The sequence below is a fragment of the Serratia sp. 2723 genome, from assembly GCF_050434425.1.
Lineage (GTDB): Bacteria > Pseudomonadota > Gammaproteobacteria > Enterobacterales > Enterobacteriaceae > Chania.
Window position 1 is genome coordinate 94835 of sequence record NZ_JBNDIN010000001.1, and the last position, 14693, is coordinate 109527.

Annotated in this window: 19 protein-coding genes and 2 pseudogenes; 12 read left to right on the forward strand and 9 right to left on the reverse strand. The window is 51.4% G+C overall.

All coding sequences use genetic code 11. The annotated features are described in order from the left end of the window. Positions 1–468: 468 nt before the first annotated feature. The gene (locus tag ABIE29_RS00410) at positions 469–1368 is read left to right on the forward strand and encodes a hypothetical protein (protein WP_429616233.1); all 900 of its coding nucleotides are present in this window, start codon (positions 469–471) and stop codon (positions 1366–1368) included. Between the two features lie 243 nt (positions 1369–1611). Here the strand turns inward: ABIE29_RS00410 and ABIE29_RS00415 are convergent, their stop codons facing one another. Continuing rightward, positions 1612–1824 (reverse strand): hypothetical protein, encoded by a 213-nt coding sequence (locus ABIE29_RS00415; protein ID WP_429616234.1) that lies wholly within the window; start codon positions 1822–1824, stop codon positions 1612–1614. After that, positions 1821–2066, reverse strand: coding sequence for a hypothetical protein (locus ABIE29_RS00420; RefSeq protein ID WP_429616235.1), 246 nt, complete (start codon positions 2064–2066; stop codon positions 1821–1823). Before ABIE29_RS00420 ends, ABIE29_RS00415 begins: the two co-directional genes overlap by 4 nt. A 33-nt stretch (positions 2067–2099) precedes the next feature. On the opposite strand from ABIE29_RS00420, the gene ABIE29_RS00425 reads away from it, so the two are divergent. Together ABIE29_RS00425 and ABIE29_RS00430 are read left to right on the forward strand one after the other, a co-directional pair. Next, complete coding sequence (locus tag ABIE29_RS00425) at positions 2100–2408, forward strand: RNase A-like domain-containing protein (RefSeq protein WP_429616236.1); 309 nt, start codon at positions 2100–2102, stop codon at positions 2406–2408. After that, entirely contained in the window at positions 2405–2701 is a 297-nt protein-coding gene (locus ABIE29_RS00430; RefSeq protein ID WP_313856306.1) for a contact-dependent growth inhibition system immunity protein, read from the forward strand. Before ABIE29_RS00425 ends, ABIE29_RS00430 begins: the two co-directional genes overlap by 4 nt. A 34-nt stretch (positions 2702–2735) precedes the next feature. On the opposite strand, the gene ABIE29_RS00435 is transcribed toward ABIE29_RS00430, so the two are convergent. Then, positions 2736–2891 (reverse strand): hypothetical protein, encoded by a 156-nt coding sequence (locus ABIE29_RS00435; protein WP_429616237.1) that lies wholly within the window; start codon positions 2889–2891, stop codon positions 2736–2738. A 345-nt stretch (positions 2892–3236) separates the two neighbouring features. Between ABIE29_RS00435 and ABIE29_RS00440 the strand changes: the two are divergent. Beyond that, positions 3237–4175 (forward strand): annotated as a pseudogene (locus ABIE29_RS00440) (cytidine deaminase-like fold-containing protein); the annotation flags it as partial. Then, positions 4168–4545, forward strand: coding sequence for a DUF6911 family protein (locus tag ABIE29_RS00445; protein ID WP_429616238.1), 378 nt, complete (start codon positions 4168–4170; stop codon positions 4543–4545). The pseudogene ABIE29_RS00440 and the gene ABIE29_RS00445, both read left to right, overlap by 8 nt. 35 nt (positions 4546–4580) lie before the next feature. On the opposite strand, the pseudogene ABIE29_RS00450 reads toward ABIE29_RS00445, so the two are convergent. Next, positions 4581–4924, reverse strand: a pseudogene (locus ABIE29_RS00450) (hypothetical protein). Positions 4925–5404: 480 nt separating this feature from the next. On the opposite strand from ABIE29_RS00450, the gene rpsF reads away from it, so the two are divergent. The 5 genes from rpsF (at position 5405) to ABIE29_RS00475 (ending at position 7323) form a co-directional block, all read left to right on the forward strand. Beyond that, positions 5405–5803 carry a 30S ribosomal protein S6 gene (gene rpsF, locus ABIE29_RS00455; protein WP_004933634.1) on the forward strand — a complete coding sequence of 133 codons (399 nt, stop codon included), beginning with the start codon at positions 5405–5407 and terminating at the stop codon, positions 5801–5803. 8 nt (positions 5804–5811) lie between these two features. After that, entirely contained in the window at positions 5812–6129 is a 318-nt protein-coding gene (gene priB, locus ABIE29_RS00460) for a primosomal replication protein N (RefSeq protein ID WP_065684090.1), read from the forward strand. Positions 6130–6133: 4 nt separating this feature from the next. Continuing rightward, positions 6134–6361, forward strand: coding sequence for a 30S ribosomal protein S18 (gene rpsR, locus ABIE29_RS00465; RefSeq protein ID WP_000135199.1), 228 nt, complete (start codon positions 6134–6136; stop codon positions 6359–6361). 39 nt (positions 6362–6400) lie between these two features. Next, complete coding sequence (rplI, locus tag ABIE29_RS00470; RefSeq protein ID WP_248946928.1) at positions 6401–6853, forward strand: 50S ribosomal protein L9; 453 nt, start codon at positions 6401–6403, stop codon at positions 6851–6853. A 110-nt stretch (positions 6854–6963) separates the two neighbouring features. Next, positions 6964–7323: a DUF488 domain-containing protein gene (locus tag ABIE29_RS00475; protein ID WP_429616240.1), complete on the forward strand. Its 360-nt coding sequence runs from the start codon at positions 6964–6966 to the stop codon at positions 7321–7323. Here the strand turns inward: ABIE29_RS00475 and ABIE29_RS00480 are convergent. Further along, positions 7320–7988, reverse strand: a complete 669-nt coding sequence (locus tag ABIE29_RS00480; protein WP_429616241.1) for an OapA family protein — start codon at positions 7986–7988, stop codon at positions 7320–7322. The genes ABIE29_RS00475 and ABIE29_RS00480 overlap by 4 nt on opposite strands. A 343-nt stretch (positions 7989–8331) precedes the next feature. Between ABIE29_RS00480 and ABIE29_RS00485 the strand changes: the two genes are divergently transcribed. After that, entirely contained in the window at positions 8332–8952 is a 621-nt protein-coding gene (locus tag ABIE29_RS00485) for a peptidylprolyl isomerase (RefSeq protein ID WP_021179017.1), read from the forward strand. Positions 8953–8993: 41 nt separating this feature from the next. Here the strand turns inward: ABIE29_RS00485 and ytfE are convergent, their stop codons facing one another. The 3 genes from ytfE to ABIE29_RS00500 form a co-directional block, all read right to left on the reverse strand. Beyond that, positions 8994–9659 carry an iron-sulfur cluster repair protein YtfE gene (gene ytfE, locus ABIE29_RS00490; protein ID WP_429616243.1) on the reverse strand — a complete coding sequence of 222 codons (666 nt, stop codon included), beginning with the start codon at positions 9657–9659 and terminating at the stop codon, positions 8994–8996. A 910-nt stretch (positions 9660–10569) separates the two neighbouring features. Continuing rightward, positions 10570–10812 carry a hypothetical protein gene (locus ABIE29_RS00495; RefSeq protein ID WP_429616736.1) on the reverse strand — a complete coding sequence of 81 codons (243 nt, stop codon included), beginning with the start codon at positions 10810–10812 and terminating at the stop codon, positions 10570–10572. A gap of 221 nt (positions 10813–11033) precedes the next feature. Then, positions 11034–12986, reverse strand: coding sequence for a bifunctional 2',3'-cyclic-nucleotide 2'-phosphodiesterase/3'-nucleotidase (locus ABIE29_RS00500; RefSeq protein ID WP_429616244.1), 1953 nt, complete (start codon positions 12984–12986; stop codon positions 11034–11036). A 254-nt stretch (positions 12987–13240) separates the two neighbouring features. Between ABIE29_RS00500 and cysQ the strand changes: the two genes are divergently transcribed. Next, the gene (cysQ, locus tag ABIE29_RS00505; protein WP_429616246.1) at positions 13241–13981 is read left to right on the forward strand and encodes a 3'(2'),5'-bisphosphate nucleotidase CysQ; all 741 of its coding nucleotides are present in this window, start codon (positions 13241–13243) and stop codon (positions 13979–13981) included. 41 nt (positions 13982–14022) lie between these two features. Here cysQ and ABIE29_RS00510 read toward each other — a convergent pair whose 3' ends face one another. Then, positions 14023–14574 carry a YtfJ family protein gene (locus ABIE29_RS00510; protein ID WP_429616247.1) on the reverse strand — a complete coding sequence of 184 codons (552 nt, stop codon included), beginning with the start codon at positions 14572–14574 and terminating at the stop codon, positions 14023–14025. Between the last annotated feature and the right edge of the window lie 119 nt (positions 14575–14693).

The following is a 14693-nucleotide window of genomic DNA, read 5'->3' on the forward strand; positions in this document are numbered from 1 at the left end:
CCCGCCCAGGCGTGGTCTGTCTGCGCCGGGTCGTGCCACGCGGTGAAGCAGCGTGTCACTCCTTACCGTCTCGCCAGCCAACGCCTCCCACCCCGGTTCGGTGCTGGCATGCACATCCTGCGTTCCCTCCCCCTTCCGCGTTCCAGAGTGCCGTTCCGTCACTAGTGGGCCTCGCCAGCCCACACCCGGCAGGCGTCCAGGCAGTGGGCAGCCAAAAGACGCTGCCCACTGCCCGGCCACCGTCACAAACCCCGACAGCGGAGGTGGCATGGGTGAAAAGCGCTGTTATGATGTTGCGGTTGGTTGCTCTTTAACAGCGTTGGGGAAAATGGCGTAACGGGCTGAAAAAGCGCGTCTGGGGAAAAAGTTGCCCGGGCCAGAATGCACAGGGAAAAAGCGGTTGTAAGCTGCTGAGTGTGCTAGGAAAAATGCTGTTCGCTGGCTGACTCCGCACAGGATAAAGTTGTTGTGGAGAATAACTTCTTGAGTAGTACAGAAGCCAGAGCACTTGATAAAGAGCTATCCGACTGTAAAGCATCTGGTGGTGACTGCAAGTCCGTTGTTGAGAAATATATCGAAATCAGTAACAAAAACAGCAAAGAACTGGTTGATGCCTGTTCCGGTGGTGGTGTTCGCTGTGTTACATGGGAAGAGCTTATTCAAGGGGCGACCAATGTCGCTAATGACGCACATCCGTCACAAATTCGGCTGGATGAAAAGCTGAAAGATCCAGATGCTGCTGCGTTGGTGAATTATCTCAATGGCGCTGATCTTAAATTCCTGCAAGACAATATTACGCAGGGTGATCGAATATTATCCGTTATCAGCGATCCGACATCATGGCCGGTTGCGGTGATGGGGGGGAAAGCTATTCTCACGAATGCTGTTACTAAAGGTAAAGAGCAGTTAATTGTGGTAGGTGTATCTGCTGGAGTTAATGCTGGTATTCAATACGGCACGACTGGTGAAGTGAAACTCTCTGACGTGATCGGCTCTGGAGTGATTGGAGCAATTACTGCGGGTAAGGGGTATAACCCAACAGTGACATGGAATGCAGCCGGTGGTTATTACCAAGCCGAGATGAAAGGTGATGATCCGTTTATGGGGGCGATAGTGGGTAAAACTGGTGCATCAGTGGGGTATGTTGCTGGTAACATTCTAAAAGTACCTTTTGATAAGGTGCTTAATCCGGTATCAAAACAGTACGAGTGGGTGTCAACAGGAGTGTGGACCATAACCAAGCCAGCACCACTGAGTTCGGTTCCCTCTGTTGCCGGTAACATTGGCGGTTCTTCTGCTTTAGAATCCTTTAATAAAGGAGTTGATGGTTATTTAAAGAATACAGGGGGAAATAATGATGCGAAATGAATCAAGGTTCGTAATGATTTATCTTTCCTGTGCATTTTCTCTTATGCTTTTTTTTATGAGCTTAATTTTTCATGTTCTTGGTTATTGGGTTAGTGGAGGGGAAGGTATTATAGAGTTCATAAAAACTAATATACATATCTACCTGAAAATGGCTGGGTTAGGATTTATTGCAGGTTTTATCCTTTGGTTATTTAAGATCCGTTAGTTCATAGCCCCCGACATGTCGTCGGGGGGCTCCTAAACTCAAAATACTGCCACTTCCCGCCGCTGCAACCGGATCACACCGGGTGCGGCGGTGTGATCCAGTTGTTCCGCATCGGTGACGAGGGTGATCCACAGGCCGTCGGGCCGCAGCGTGAGCTGTAACGGTGTGCCGGGGGTAAAACCAAGCCCGGCCAGCATGCCGCCGTCGATCGTCAGCTCCGGGATCGGTTGGGGTGTGAAGGTGATGTTCATGCTGCCCCCATATCGATATAGCGCCGGAAGTCGTCGCCCTCGAGGCTCTTGCACAGGGCCTCATGGGGGCCTGTGATCAGCTGTTCCAGCATCTGGCGCTGGGTCAGGCCGTGATGGTGCGCCAGTCGTTCAAGCGCAAAATGGGCGACGAGGCTCACCTCGATGTTCAGGCGTGTGCTCACCCCGTCGCGGCGACGGCGTGCGCGGTACTCGGCCTGACGTTGTGCGTTGGTCTTGGCCATGATGAACCTCCCTGTTACTGCGTAACGACGCGGATGATCAACTGCCCCGGCTCAACGGCCACCCTGACCGGGGTATCGGTCCCAAACTTTACTGATAGAGCTACAGCAGAAGCTGTGACAAGCAAAGTTATTGATAGCAATCAGTCGAAGATCCAGAGTTATTTATCTGGTAGCCAAAAGGGTTACCTGGAACTTGATTATCAATCTTCTACTGCTATTGGTATTAGTGTTACTCGCGGGGCTACAAGTGCTGTACCAGCCACAAATGCCAGAATTATCATTGGAAGAGATCCTTCAATGCCTGATGGGTATAAAATCATTACTGGGTATCCAACACCATGAGTATTAAAGAAAAGTATCCTTCTTTGTCATATCTGCTGAGGTGTTACTTTAACCAGGATTTTGAGGTGCTGTTTGGTAATGCGGATGAAACATTGGCTGCTTACAAAGCTACCGAGACTGCGGAGGAGCGGTTGCAGATGAAATCTGAAATAGATTATCTGCTGGCACTTTCTCTATCAGATGAAGAATTACAGGACATCCTACTTAACAAAATTGATTGTAGCTATTATTACCCTAATGAATGGTCTTCTTCTGAAGAGTGGTTGAAGCATATATATAAAAAAATGAGCTGAAAAGCTCCCGGCCAACTGGCCGGGAGCTTTGCTTCTACGCCTGAAATCCCCCATCTTCCCGGCGCTGCAACCGGATCACCCCGGGCGCAGCGGTGATCTCCAGTTGTGCCACATCGGTGATCCCGGACTCGATGATCCAGTCTCCGGCGATGATCAGCTCGCCGTTCTCCCGTACCCAGTCCGCCCCCAAATCCTGCGTTCCCTCCCCCTTCCGCGTTCCAGAGTGCCGTTCCGTCACTAGTGGGCCTCGCCAGCCCACACCCGGCAGGCGTCCAGGCAGTGGGCAGCCAAAAGACGCTGCCCACTGCCCGGCCACCGTCACAAACCCCGACAGCGGAGGTGGCATGGGTGAAAAGCGCTGTTATGATGTTGCGGTTGGTTGCTCTTTAACAGCGTTGGGGAAAATGGCGTAACGGGCTGAAAAAGCGCGTCTGGGCAAAAAGTTGCCCGGGCCAGAATGCACAGGGAGAAAGCGGTTGTAAGCTGCTGAGTGTGCTAGGAAAAATGCTGTTCGCTGGCTGACTCCGCACAGGATAAAGTTGTTGTGGAGAATAACTATCTGAGCGTGTCTGAAAAGACAGAGCTTGAGCTGGCGAAGCAGAAACTCCAGAACAGCAAAGACCCGGCAGAGCGTGAGCAGGCCCAGCAGAAAGTTAATGAACTGCGTGAAAAGGATATCGCCAGCGACAAGGAAGTGATCGATGCCTGTAGTAACGGAAATGCCGGGAGTTCGGCTTGCGCGGGAGCAAGACTGAAGGCTATCGAGGCGAAAGAAGGGTATGAGGGCCTTGGTAACTACAACTCGAAAGCGAGCCAGCAATACTCGGATGCTTACGGCCAGATAGTAAACCTGCTGAATATCACCAGTGTTGATGCGCAGAATCAGCAGCAGATCCAAGACGCAATGATCAACTTCTTTATGACCACGAAAGGGGTTGATTACGCTACAGCGAAAGATTATACCGAGTTGAAGCAGGGAGCCGATATTATTGTTGCTTCGGTCACTCCGGTACTTGGTGCGGCAGCGGCGAAACAACTTGGCAAGATTGTAGATGCGAATGTGAAGGTCGTTGCGAAAGGTAATGTTGATGGTAATAAATTCAGTGATACTAACCAGGGAGCAAGGCCTTCACAGTTAGCCGATTTTAATAAACCGACTCTCATCAATGATGTTGTTCAAGCTAAGATTGCCAAAGATCCTAGTAAAAGCCCGCCTAATGGAAACATGGGAACCGCTCATGCAGAAATAGGTGTTATCCAGCAAGCCTATGAGAAAGGGATGACTAACGGCAAAGATATGCTCATGTCCGTGAAAGGGGAACCAGTTTGTTCTTATTGCCTTAGTGACGTAAAAGCTATGGCTGCGAAATCAGGGCTTAAGTCGCTAACAATTTTTGAAGAAGATACTGGTAGGACTTTATATTGGGAAGCTGGTACGAAAAAATTCCGTATAAAAGGAGCTAAAGATGAGTAAGTTGCAGCTCTCATGGTCTATCTTGCAAAAAGGTGGGGCTAAGGAATTTCATTGTTGGGATGAAGTGAGTAGCGTACTAAATAATCTTCGATCATTTAGTGGTTGTGTAACATTGGATAAATTAGATGACGAAGATTACTTAATCTCGGAAATTCAAGTGAGAATGGAAAAAGGCTTCTATTTGGTTACTTTTTTGAATGAAGATGATGAAGTTATGACACTTTCCGATTTAACACAGCCGGATGAAAATATTTTAATCCTAGGAGATTATTGGTCAGCAAGACAGGTAACAAAGGACTTTGATCTTGTTGTCAGGACCTTTAAAGAGTTCTTTGATACTGGCAATGTATCGACGGATCTTCTGAATTAAAGCAGTAACCCCGGCCTTGGCCGGGGTTACTGCTTCTACGCCAGAAATCCCTCAACTTCCCGCCGTTGCAACCGGATCACTCCGGGTGCGGCGGTGATCTCCAGTTGTGCCACATCGGTGATCCCGGACTCTATGATCCAGCCTCCGGCGATGATCCGCTCACCGTTCTGCCGTACCCAATCCGCCCCTAAATCCTGCCGCTGCTGGCTGGCTTCGCACAGTGCTTCCAGGTGGCCGCATCGGTGACGGGGGTGATCCACAGGCCATCGGGCCGGAGCGTGAGCTGTAACGGTGTGCCGGGGGTAAAACCCAGCCCGGCCAGCATGCCGCCGTCGATCGTCAACTCCGGGATCGGTTGGGGTGTGAAGGTGATGTTCATGCTACCCCCATATCGATATAGCGCCGGAAGTCGTCGCCCTCGAGGTGCTTGCACAGGGCCTCATCGGGTTCGATGAGCAGCCGTTCCAGCATCTGGCGCTGGGTCAGGCCGTGGTGGTGGCTGATCCCGGTCAGAGAACGTGCGTTGTGCTGGGTACAACACTATTTTGGAGCCATTACCAAAAAAAGGGGGATGACCTTATTCAAAAAATGATAACGATTTCCCATGGGCTGATGATTTTGTTGCAGGATTTTTAAAACCTAGGGATCGGCATACATCGCTTTCTCTGCCAGCAAATCGTGCTATTTCTCGCGGCCTTACGCATAAACCTCAATAAATCCCACTCAGTCCTTGAGTTCCCCCCCTTGCGCCGGTATGATTACGCGTCATTTTTCAGCCGCACACACATACACGTTCCTTGCTTCCATGGGCCGCGGTTGACCCTGACAGGAGGCTGAATAATCCGTAAGGAGCAATTCGATGCGTCATTACGAAATCGTTTTTATGGTCCATCCTGACCAAAGCGAACAGGTTCCGGGCATGATCGAGCGTTACAGTGCTACCATCACTAACGCGCAAGGTCAGATTCACCGTCTGGAAGACTGGGGCCGCCGTCAGCTGGCTTACCCGATCAATAAACTGCACAAAGCCCACTACGTTCTGCTGAACGTTGAAGCTCCGCAGGAAGCGATCGATGAGCTGGAAACTAACTTCCGCTTCAACGACGCCGTTATCCGTAGCATGGTTATGCGCGTTAAGCACGCGGTAACTGAAGCATCTCCGATGGTTAAAGCGAAAGATGAACGTCGTGGCGATCGCCGCGAAGACTTCGCTAACGAAACCGCAGATGATGCAGATGCTGGGGATTCTGAAGAGTAATTGCTGTCGTGACGGCTAATCGTCTGGTGTTGTCTGGCACAGTGTGCAAGACGCCGGTGCGAAAAGTGAGTCCTTCCGGGATACCCCACTGCCAATTTGTGCTTGAGCACCGATCGTCGCAGATGGAAGCCGGATTCAGCAGGCAAGCATGGTGCCGAATGCCCGTGGTTGTCAGCGGACAACAGTCACAAGCTTTAACTCAAAGATTAACGGTCGGCAGTCAGGTTACCGTTCAAGGCTTCGTTAGCTGCCATCAAGGGCGCAACGGGCTGAACAAATTGGTCCTGCATGCCGAGCAGATTGAATTGATAGATTCTGGAGACTAGCCAAATGGCACGTTATTTCCGTCGTCGCAAGTTCTGCCGTTTCACCGCGGAAGGCGTTCAAGAGATTGACTATAAAGACATCGCTACGCTGAAAAACTACATCACTGAAAGTGGTAAAATTGTCCCGAGCCGTATCACCGGTACTCGTGCAAAATATCAGCGCCAGCTGGCCCGTGCTATCAAGCGCGCGCGCTACCTGTCTTTGTTGCCGTACACTGATCGTCATCAGTAATCGGCCACTGTCCATTAACGACTTTGAGAGGATAAGGTAATGCAAGTTATTCTGCTTGATAAAGTAGCAAACCTGGGCAGCCTGGGTGATCAAGTTAACGTTAAAGCGGGTTATGCCCGTAACTTCCTGGTACCACAGGGCAAAGCTGTTCCTGCTACCAAGAAAAACGTCGAGTTCTTCGAAGCACGCCGTGCTGAACTGGAAGCCAAACTGGCTGACGTTCTGGCTGCAGCTGAAGCTCGCGCAACCAAGATCAACGAACTGGCAACAGTAACCATCGCGTCTAAATCAGGCGACGAAGGTAAACTGTTCGGCTCTATCGGCACCCGCGACATCGCTGACGCAGTTACTGCGGCAGGCGTTGAAGTTGCCAAGAGCGAAGTTCGTCTGCCGAATGGCGTTCTGCGTACCACTGGTGAGCACGAAGTGCACTTCCAGGTACACAGCGACGTGTTCGCACAGCTGAATGTAGTTGTGGTTGCTGAAGCTTAATCGGCTTTGGTACACCAAGTTAAAACGCCAGCCTAGTGCTGGCGTTTTGCTTTTCAGCGCCGGGTAAAACGCGTTACTCTGAGGCCATCCGTTGGCGGGGAGAGGCGAGAATGGCAGAAATTATCTTACAGCGAGTCTACGATTTCAGCGGCCCGGCACCGGACCACTGCTATCTGACCGATCGACTTTGGCCGCGCGGTGTGAGCAAGGAGAGGTTGCAGGGCGTCATCTGGCTTAAGCAGGTGGCACCGGATACGGCGCTACGCCAGTGGTTTCATCAGCATACCGACCAGTGGGATGAGTTTGTTGCACTCTATCGCCAACAGCTGGTCGCCAATGAGGCCTGGCAGCCGCTGGTGGCGTTGTTAAAGCAAGGTGAGCCGTTGACCCTGCTGTATGGCAGCAAGGACACACAGCACAACCAGGGGGTTGTACTGCGTGATTTTTTGCTGGATCAGCTTAAAGATTAGCGAATGCGCAGGTAGCTGCCATCGCTCTGGCGGCGGAACAGGGCTTCACTGTTATCCACGGTGGTGACTGAGAGCGCGGTGATCACACCGTTTGCATTACGTTCGATACGCACTTCTTGCCCGGCCTTCAGATTGCTGAGCGGCTTGTCGTTCCCTTCAACTCGCGCCATGGCAAACACCTCGTTCACCGGCAGGTTGTTGTCACGGAACAGCTGCGCCAGAGTTTGGCCAGCCTGGATCTGATAACGCTGCCAGCTATCGCTTTCGCCTGCCGTTTGCTGGCCATCGTTTTGTAACTGAGCCTGCAAGGGTATCTGGTTTTCCTGGCTGGTGACCGGGAATGGCCGCGCGTTATCGTCGGAATACGGCCAAAGCAGCGACAGTAGCAGGATAGCACCAAAAATAATCACCCAACGGCGGTGAAAATAGGGCAGAGGTTCCATCCAGTGGAGGCTGTCCGGCAGGTGCCATATTTTCAGCAACAACGCTTTGAGCCTTGGCCCCTTGCCGCTCTGTTGTGGCGGTGGTGAGTCCGGCTCATCGGTGGTTGCTGGCGTTTCCGGTACCGGGCCAGGCTTCAGGCGTTGGCTCAGGTTCAGCCAGGTGCGCAGCAATGGCTGGTAGACACGGGTGGTTTTCCTTCTCCTGGGCGCGATTCTGCCCATGGTGACCTCTCTTCAACTGCGTAAAATTGTCACTTTACAAAAAGTGTACCGCTGACCCCAGTATACCCTATGGATTTCAAGCCGCAGTGCACTTGTGCACCTTGAGGGGCGAATAGTCGCTGTACCGTGGCACTACGATGCCGGCCTTGGGCCGTACCGGGTCTGATATCGCTAACCGTTTGAAGTGATGGGGAGCCGAGAGAATCATGACAGCAAAGGTTAACAGCTGGTTATTGTTTCTTTTTCTACGACAAAAGTCATCATTCTCCACACAAGATTTTACCCGGCTTTGCCGCGCTGTTATGCTGCGCTTTCGACTTTTTACAGACTAAAGGAAAACCCCATGACAACCCCTTCTTTTGATAGCGTTGAAGCGCAAGCAAGTTACGGGATTGGTTTACAGGTCGGTCAGCAACTGCAAGAGTCCGGCCTGCAAGGTTTACAACCAGAAGCTCTGCTGGCTGGCCTGCGTGACGCGCTGGAAGGGAATGCCCCGGCGGTTCCGGTAGATGTGGTCCATCGTGCGCTGCGTGAAATCCACGAACGTGCGGATGCTGTGCGTCTTGAGCGTCAGCAGGCGATGGCCGTTGAAGGCCAGAAGTTCCTGGAAGATAACGCCAAGCGTGATGAAGTGACGCTGACCGAGTCTGGCCTGCAGTTCTCCGTGCTGGAGCAGGGCAATGGCCCTATCCCATCTCGTCAGGATCGCGTGCGTGTGCATTACACCGGCCGTCTGATCAACGGTGACGTGTTCGACAGCTCCGTTGAACGTGGTCAACCGGCTGAGTTCCCGGTCAGCGGCGTGATCCCTGGCTGGATCGAAGCCCTGACACTGATGCCGGTTGGCTCCAAGTGGCAGCTGTATATCCCTCACAACCTGGCCTATGGCGAGCGTGGTGCGGGCGCATCCATCCCGCCATTCAGCGCGCTGGTGTTTGATGTCGAGCTGTTGGAAATTCTGTAATCCACGTTATGTCCCCTCTCCCTTTGGGAGAGGGTTAGGGGCTATCTGCCGCTCAGTGCGCGTGGGAACAGCAGGTTGTTCTCCAGATGGATATGCTCCATCAGATCGCTGATAAACGTATTGATACCGTTGTACAGCGCCTGCCAGGTATTACATGCTCCTTCCGGTGGCGTGACGTTGTTGGTGAGGAATTTCACCACTTCCAGCTGTTCGCCTGCCTCATCATGTTCATGCTCCATCACTGAAATCGGCCCTGCCGCCTGTTGCCCCAAACCTTGTTTAATCAGCGGGAACAGGATCTGTTCTTCTTTCATCATGTGATTTTCCAGATCGAGACGGATCAGGTTTAGCTGCTTGGCCAACCCACGTGGGCAGGTAGGCTTGTCGCCATGGACGCGTTCAACCTTTTCCGCCATTAACACCAGTTCTGACAGTTGTTCACGGTGGCGTTGGTGGAAACGTGGCAGGATGTAATCGATGATCTCAGACAGCGGAGCCAGGCGCCAATCGCGGGTATCCATGGGTTCTGCCGCCAGCGCGGCCAGCTCACTTTCCAACTTATCCAGATCCAGTTCTTTGCGGCTGGCAGCGCGCTCCAGGGTTTGTTTACCCCCGCAGCAGAAATCCAAATCGTAGTCGCGGAACAGCTTGCTGGCACGTGGGATTGCAATGGCGAGTGCGCCTAGGGATTGGTTACGGTAATCCATGGTGATACCCCTTTAAAGGAAGAAATTAATAACATGTATTTTATATGCAACTTAAAGGGCGCGCCATGGATAAAAAGGGGTAGAGCAGTTTTGTGATGGGCGAACTGACAACCATGAATGAGTATGGTAAGCGTAGGGCCTGATGCGGATAAAATCGTGATTGTGGCATTCGAATCGTCAGAAGAAGCGCAGAAATTTATGGGTGAGCACACGAATGAGTCGATATAATTACCTCTAACCTTGAGAAGGTATTTTACTTTTCCTCCGGTGAAAATAGATATACCATGAAAACCTGTAGCAATGCCACAATAATAGCTATTAGTCCTAGCTTTCCACACATTTTTAATAATCAGGGTGCAATGCCATTTGAGAGAATATCACTTAGATATGAATCAATCTTATGTCAACATAAAATAGCTGGGACCTCGGGTTATAGCATATGGGACGATAGAGTTTATTGATGCAGTCCATTATGTCGCCCGTGCATTCAAGAAGCAATGTACAGGCGATATAATGAGAATTAGCGTTTAAATTTCTTTTTAAAATAATCCTGTAAAAGATAGGATAAGTAAAATGATAAAAAGAAGCCACCATACACAATGTACATCATAAAGGACTCAGGTACTTGCCAGGATAGGAATATGAAGAATGCGAAAAACAAGAGAGCTAAGGCAATAAATGACCACCCTGCCAGTATACTAATTAAGAGCTTCATAGAGTCCTCATTGTTGTAAAATTTCATTCAACGTTTGGACTACATCATCAGCTGACTTCTCCTTGACAGCATTGATGAGTGTATCCACTTTTTTCTCGATTAAGAAATAAAGCATCTCTATTTTCATCTGGTATAATTGATTGTAAATAGCAGTGTTCTCACGTCTCAATTTTCGCGCAGACCTTGATGCCTTTTCTACGATGGATTTTCTACAAGAATGAGATCTCGGTTGGCTGATAAATGACTTTTAATGACCCGGTTATACTGGGGAAACATCGTCAGTTCAGGCACAAGCTCAGGTGCAACGGTCATAAACGTTCTCTCAGCACCTAACCCCATAGTTTCAACTGTATCAATAATCACGGTCGATGACTTTTTGACAAACGCATCAAAATATCTTTCTAATACGGCATCTGCGGATTGTTTGCTATAATTCATGTCAACAAATTCCTTTTTTAATCCCTATATAGTAACCAAGCAGGTTAACCATTGGGTAATCCTCATCGTCCTGCCAAAAACTCATTCCTATGTTTTCGGCTGTATAGGCATACTATCAAGCAAAACCCCATGTAGCCAGATTGTTGTTAAATTTTCTACTCGTCAGCCCTGTATTGAGGTATAAAATGGCAAAGGCGCGCCGTAACGCGCCTAACGCTCAATTATTTGGCTTGTAGGTCGATCTTATACAGCTCAAAGCCGATGCTGTCGTTACCCGCCGATTTCATAGGATACTGGGCGTTATCCTTAATAAATGCAGCAGCCTTCTCGCTAGGGGAGGTCTCAAAGCGGATATCCAGCGGCTGCGGGCTGTGGAAGTTGGCCAAACGCCAGTTATTGTCCGCCTGTGGATGCACCGCGCCGTGTTTCTGGGTTTCTGCGCTGATGTAGGCCGCTAATACCGCGCGGTTCTCATCCGGAGAAGCAAAGGCGATATGCTTATCGCCCGTTCCGGCAAACTTGCCGCCGTAGGCACGATAGTTGTTGGTCGCAACCAGGAACTGGGCGTCAGGATCGATCGGCTTGCCCTTGAAGGTCAACTGCTTGATACGCTCCGCCTGGTCATTGATCAGCGTACATTCTCCGTCGTAACGTGCCGGTTGGCTGACGTCGATCTGATAATTGACGCCGTCGATCACGTCGAAATTATAGGTGCGGAAACCGTCCCAATTGATCAGCCCCTGTGGTTTTCTGCTGTTAACGTCAATTTGGTTGAACTGCCCGGCGGAGCACTCTAGCCACTCTTTCACGTCCTTACCGCTGGCTTTAACCACCACCAGGGTATTGGGATAAAGATAGAGATCGGCGGCGTTGCGGAAGGTGAGCTGGCCTTTTTCCACCTCGACAAAGCTGGCGGGATCGTTCTTGCGGCCACCCACTTTGAACGGCGCTGCAGCGGCCAATACCGGCAGATCGGCCAGATCCGGATCGCCTTGAATATAGTGCTCGACGTAGGCTCTTTGCGCATTGTTGACGATCTGCACGGTAGGATCGTCCTGGATCAGGGCCAGATAGCTGTACATATTGCCATCGGACTTGCCGATGGGCTTGCTGACGAACTCACGCGTTCCGTTATGATCTTCCTCTAACACTTTGATCAGTGCGGGAACTTCCGTTGCCAACGAGCGCTTGTTCTCTTTGTCATAAACCGGTCTGGCCTGTGCCTTCGCTGCGGTAACCTTCCAATTTCCCCCATCGTTGTTCAATTGCAGATCCACGATGCCGAGATGATCGCCCCATTGGCCGGGCATCACCGCAGGTACGCCGTTCAACAAGCCTTTATCGATATCCGCGCCTTTGATATTGGCGAAATCCTTGCTGGGGAAAACCGCGTGCGCATGGCCGAACATGATGGCATCGATGCCAGGAACCTGGCTGAGGTAGTACACCGAGTTTTCCGCCATGGCCTTATAGGGGTCGCTGGAAAGGCCAGAGTGGGGGATCGCGACGACCAGATCGGCCCCTTGTTTGCGCATTTCCGGTACGTAGTGCTTGGCGGTTTCGGTGATGTCGTTAACGGCCACTTTCCCCTGCAGGTTGGCTTTGTCCCACACCAGGATCTGCGGCGGCACAAAACCGATATAGCCGATACGTAAGGTATGAGCTGTGCCATCACGGTCTTTTACCGGGGTATCGACAATAATGTAGGGCGTGAACAACGGTTTTTGCGTGGTGGCATCAATAACGTTGGCGTTGACGTAGGGGAATTTGGCACCGGCCAGGGCATTCTTCAGATAGTCTAGCCCGTAGTTGAATTCGTGATTACCGATATTGCCCACCACATAATCCAGGGTATTCATCGCCTTGTAGACCGGATGGGTATCGCCGGGTTTCAAGCCCTTGGCGGCCATATAATCAGCCATTGGGCTGCCCTGGATGAGGTCACCATTATCGACCAGTACGCTGTTGGTCACCTGCTGGCGAGCGTGTTGGATCAGGCTGGCGGTTCGCACCAGGCCGAATTTATCGGTGGGTTTATCCTTGTAATAGTCGAAGTCCATCATATTGCCGTGCAGGTCGCTGGTTTCCAGCACGCGCAGGTCGACCGTGGCTGCCTGCGTTGAGGCGCAGACCAGCAGGGCCAGGGCAGATAGTCCCAAAGGGCGCTTGATCATGGTTATCTCCATTGGATTATTCTTCGAGGGGCATCCCAAAGGGGTATGTAATTACCACTCCCTCTCTCATAAAACAGTGAAGTCTGGCATAAACTGACCGAATGTAACGTACCGAGATGCAAAGTTGTGACGGAGAAGACTTGAATAAATACCGCAGCTTAGCGAGTTGGGATGGATATTCCGCCCAAAAAAAACTAGGCTGCAAGCTATAGCAAGGGGAAATGTCCCACGGAACTGAATGTCTGAGGTGCACTATGTTGGAGCAGATTTGCCAGCTGTCCCGCGAGGCGGGTACGGCGATCATGGCGGTATATCATGGTGAACAGCCGCTTGATATGGCACAGAAAAAAGATGATTCACCGGTGACTGCCGCGGATTTGGCCGCACACCATATCATCAAACGAGGTCTGGCGGCACTGACGCCGGAGATCCCACTGCTGTCAGAAGAAGACCCTCCCGCTTGGGAAGTCCGCCGCAACTGGACGCGTTACTGGCTGGTCGATCCGCTGGACGGTACCAAAGAGTTTTTAAACCGTAACGGTGAGTTTACGGTCAATATCGCGCTGATCGAAGAGGGTGAGGCGGTAATGGGCGTGGTCTATGCTCCGGCGATGGACGTGCTCTATCTGGCCGAACGCGGCAAGGCCTGGAAGGAAGAAGGGGGCCGGCGTCGTGAGATTAGCGTCAGTAATGCCGAGCTACCGTTGGTGGTGGTCAGCCGCTCCCATAGCGATGAGGAATTACAGGATTACCTGCAACAGTTGGGCGAACACCAAACCATCTCGGTAGGCTCATCACTGAAGTTCTGTCTGGTGGCTGAAGGGCGGGCGCAGCTTTACCCACGGTTTGGGCCTACCAATATCTGGGATACGGCGGCAGGGCACGCGGTAGCGGTAGCAGCCGGGGCTCAGATCCACGATTGGCAGGGCAAGCCACTGTTATACACCCCGCGTGAGTCTTTCCTGAACCCTGGCTTTAGGGTTTCTCTGTTTTAGACTGCGCCCCGCTCAACGCCGTGCGGGACGCCGTTTAAGCGCTATTTCAGCAACTGGTGCAGCATCTCCATCACCTGCTGCACCTCTTGCGGCGTCAGTGCACCATCTTTGGCAAACTGGATCTTGCCTTCTTTATCGAGCACCACAATTGCCGAGCCTTTTGGTTGCAGGTCCCAAGCTTTTTTGACGTTGCCATTACTGTCGACAATGAACTGCGACCAGGGGAACTCTTTCTTGCTGTCTTCAATACTGTTACGCACAAAGATGGCGGTGCCGATGATGGCGTCGTCGGTATTGACGATGGTCGTCGTTTGGTAACGATCGTGCGGTAGCTTGGCGGCTTTGATGGCTTCAATCAGCGGATCGTTGAGCTCTTTGGCCGAAGTGCGGCCAGCAATATGCTGCACCACTCGCACTTTTCCACCGAGCTGCGCGCTATTCCAACCTTTGTAGCTAAAATTATTATCAACATAGTCCAACTCGCCTTTATCGCTGACGCCGATCGGTGCCACGCGCTGGTGGAGCTGAAGGTTGTGAGCAGAGGCCAACATTGGGGCCAACAGCAGCGTTATCATTAGCATGCTATTTTTCATGCATTCTCCTGCAGAGGGAAATAAATCTCAATATGACTCAGGGTCGTTAAAGCATAGGCGCTCATCCGAGGTCTGTCCTGTTAACCGGATCGCAGTTTTTTCTTCTGGGAGAAATCACG

What these genes read in the sequence shown, in the direction of transcription:
- ABIE29_RS00415 (WP_429616234.1), bottom strand. Translation starts at nt 1,824, where the DNA reads ATGAACATCACCTTCACACCCCAACCGATCCCGGAGCTGACGATCGAC.
- ABIE29_RS00420 (WP_429616235.1), bottom strand. Translation starts at nt 2,066, where the DNA reads ATGGCCAAGACCAACGCACAACGTCAGGCCGAGTACCGCGCACGCCGT.
- ABIE29_RS00425 (WP_429616236.1), top strand. Translation starts at nt 2,100, where the DNA reads ATGATCAACTGCCCCGGCTCAACGGCCACCCTGACCGGGGTATCGGTC.
- ABIE29_RS00430 (WP_313856306.1), top strand. Translation starts at nt 2,405, where the DNA reads ATGAGTATTAAAGAAAAGTATCCTTCTTTGTCATATCTGCTGAGGTGT.
- ABIE29_RS00445 (WP_429616238.1), top strand. Translation starts at nt 4,168, where the DNA reads ATGAGTAAGTTGCAGCTCTCATGGTCTATCTTGCAAAAAGGTGGGGCT.
- rpsF (WP_004933634.1), top strand. Translation starts at nt 5,405, where the DNA reads ATGCGTCATTACGAAATCGTTTTTATGGTCCATCCTGACCAAAGCGAA.
- rpsR (WP_000135199.1), top strand. Translation starts at nt 6,134, where the DNA reads ATGGCACGTTATTTCCGTCGTCGCAAGTTCTGCCGTTTCACCGCGGAA.
- rplI (WP_248946928.1), top strand. Translation starts at nt 6,401, where the DNA reads ATGCAAGTTATTCTGCTTGATAAAGTAGCAAACCTGGGCAGCCTGGGT.
- ABIE29_RS00475 (WP_429616240.1), top strand. Translation starts at nt 6,964, where the DNA reads ATGGCAGAAATTATCTTACAGCGAGTCTACGATTTCAGCGGCCCGGCA.
- ABIE29_RS00480 (WP_429616241.1), bottom strand. Translation starts at nt 7,988, where the DNA reads ATGGGCAGAATCGCGCCCAGGAGAAGGAAAACCACCCGTGTCTACCAG.
- ABIE29_RS00485 (WP_021179017.1), top strand. Translation starts at nt 8,332, where the DNA reads ATGACAACCCCTTCTTTTGATAGCGTTGAAGCGCAAGCAAGTTACGGG.
- ytfE (WP_429616243.1), bottom strand. Translation starts at nt 9,659, where the DNA reads ATGGATTACCGTAACCAATCCCTAGGCGCACTCGCCATTGCAATCCCA.
- ABIE29_RS00495 (WP_429616736.1), bottom strand. Translation starts at nt 10,812, where the DNA reads ATGAATTATAGCAAACAATCCGCAGATGCCGTATTAGAAAGATATTTT.
- ABIE29_RS00500 (WP_429616244.1), bottom strand. Translation starts at nt 12,986, where the DNA reads ATGATCAAGCGCCCTTTGGGACTATCTGCCCTGGCCCTGCTGGTCTGC.
- cysQ (WP_429616246.1), top strand. Translation starts at nt 13,241, where the DNA reads ATGTTGGAGCAGATTTGCCAGCTGTCCCGCGAGGCGGGTACGGCGATC.
- ABIE29_RS00510 (WP_429616247.1), bottom strand. Translation starts at nt 14,574, where the DNA reads ATGAAAAATAGCATGCTAATGATAACGCTGCTGTTGGCCCCAATGTTG.